This is a genomic window from Geomonas sp., assembly GCF_056994735.1.
The window spans coordinates 1-2,457 of the sequence record NZ_JBXKJL010000091.1 but is presented as its reverse complement, the minus strand read 5'-3'; the positions used below and the strand labels follow the sequence as shown (position 1 = coordinate 2,457).

General features: G+C 58.6%; 1 protein-coding gene. It reads right to left on the bottom strand.

Features of this window, described 5'->3' with window-relative positions; all coding sequences use genetic code 11:
• Nucleotides 1-7 precede the first annotated feature (7 nt).
• Nucleotides 8-1,885, bottom strand: a complete 1,878-nt coding sequence (locus tag AC11W3_RS04095) for an aldehyde ferredoxin oxidoreductase C-terminal domain-containing protein (RefSeq protein ID WP_484092543.1) — start codon at nucleotides 1,883-1,885, stop codon at nucleotides 8-10.
• Nucleotides 1,886-2,457 lie beyond the last annotated feature (572 nt).

The window sequence follows — 2,457 nt, the reverse complement described above, 5'->3', positions numbered from 1 at the left end:
AACCGCCTCAGTAGAATTCACGCAGGCTTTCGTCGATACCTTTGAGCGTCTCGTACCAGAACTCTCTTGCCGCCTCCACCCGGTCGTTGTCAAACTTCTCCAGCCATTCCCCCAGCCGGGGGTCCTGCTCGCCGTCGACCTCCTTTTTCCGTTTCAGGAAGCTGTGCAGGTAATCGACGTTCACCTGGGACTCCCAGAAGATCGCGCTGTTGTGGCTGTGAAGGCGGCTTGCGAGAACGTCGATGGCGTGCAGGAACTGCTCCCTGCAACCGTACAGCGAGCCCAGGACCTCAGGGAGCATCTCCTCCGCCCAGCCGCGGTGAAAGCGGCAGGTGCCGAGATTGTCGAGGATCAGTTCCTTCTTCATGCGCTCCGCGCACATTCTTCCCAGTACCCTTGGCGGCACGAAGTCGCTGCCGTAGATCATGTAGTATTTCCCCATGATGGCCATCGGGGCCAGCACGCCGGGGACCCAGTACTGGTTCGGCACCACCCACCCGCGCCTGCCGAAGGCGATGTAGAGCAGGCGGTCATGGAGCGCCACCCCCTTCTCCCGCGAATGGATCCGGCTCCACTTGCGCACTCCCTCCCCGAAGTCGATGACACCGCGACGTTCCAGGATCGCGTCGATCAGTTCGCAGCCTAACTCGGCATTGTGCATCGAATCGGCCACCAGGTCGAACCCGCTTACCTCCCAACGTGGCAGCCTGCTGACTCCGAGTTCCTCCGGGTTCAGCAGCTTCGCGTCCAAAAGGTCCATCAGCCAGGCCAGCACCCCTCCGCCGGAGATGGCGTCGAAGCCCATGGCGTCGCAGTGGTGGTTCAGTTTTTCCGCCGCCCGCTGATCGAAGATGCCGCAGAGCGGACCCATGGTCTGGTACGGTTCGTAATCCTTCTTGTACATGCTGCTCATCTTCTTGCAGACCGCGGCGCACGGCTCGCCGCAGGTGGCCTGCTGTTTGGCGGTGATCGTCTCCTCGTTGAACTGCTTGAGATAATGATCGACCACGAAGTTCCGGTGCAGGGCCTGGCGCTGTTCCTCGCTCCAGGAAATGGTGCGGTAGTTGAAGGCCAGGATCCTCCCTCCCATGGTGGCGAAGTTGACGCCGAAGGTGCCGCCGGTCTGCAGCTTCTCGTCATAGCGATACTTGGTGGTCGCCTCCAGGTCCTTTTGGATCAGTCGCAGGCTGTACTTGTTCTCGAACCACTCGTCGGCCACCTTCTTGTCGCGGAAGTCCTCGCCCACCATGGTGCCGCCGTAAATGATGGCTGCGATGCCGTGTTTCCGAAGCATGGCGCTGCCGAAGCCGCCACGGCCTGCCCAGGTATCGACGAAGCTGATCCTCCCCTTGCTGATGGGGACCGACATGATCCCTCCCATGTCGGTGCGCAGGGCGGCCGGGCCGGTGACCAGGATGCGCGGATCGTTTTCGTAGCGGGAGCCGAAGATCTCGTAGACCCGGTCGGTGAGGGCGTAGCCCCCCCCGCGCCCCGATCTCCAGATCGACTCCACATCGATCGGGACAACCTCCACCTCGATCTCCTCACTGTGGTTACGGTTCAGGACGAGGACCGACGGGGCAGGGGCCTTGCCGACCAGGCTCAGCATGTTTATTCCGAGGTTGTCGAAGATGAGCCCCGCCCCCCCCATGGAGCTGATGTAGTACCCCTCCCAGCAGGGGGACTCTCCGGTCACCACCAGCCGGTTCGAGCCGGGAAAGATGGAGCCGGCGAAGATACCGACGCCGAAATTGAGGCTGCGGTACTCCCTGGTCAGGTGGATGCCGAGGTCAACGGGACCGAAGTAGCGCTGGAAGTCGTACTTTCTCGTTTTGTAGAATCCGGTGCCGGCATCGACCAGAAGCACCCTCTGATACATGTTCATAACTCACCTTTTGGCTGTTTAATTGCGGCCGCGATTGCCACTTTCACACATTTTCGTCGTTCAACACGCTACGTCATCAGTCAAACTGATTAGCGCTAATCTTCCGCTATGAGATTGTCATCCCCGAATGCCCATATCGGGGATCCAGATTTCACGTCGTTTAGGAGCTGGATTCCCGATCAGAATCGCTTCGGGAATGACAGTTTTAGAAGCTGGCGGAAGATTGGTACCAATCAGGTCAGTCAATCACCTGTAGATCCGTTAGATCCGGTAGAACGTTTTGCAGGTTGATCCATACCCTTATCGGGGTACAGGCACCTGCGAACGGCATCAAGTTGATAAACACCAATCTTAATTTAGCAGAATATGCCGCGTTGTATACCTGGCAAATGACTGGTTCTTAAATGGAAGTAGCTGAGATAGCTAGCGATAGTAGCCGTGACAGGCCGAGGATGCTACTTGCCAAGGTGGTCCAGTGCTTTCCGCAAGGGGGCATTGGAAACCTTGATCATCCCGGTGAGGGGGGTGTTCATCTCCAGGATAATAAAAATCGCCCCCGATACCGATACCGC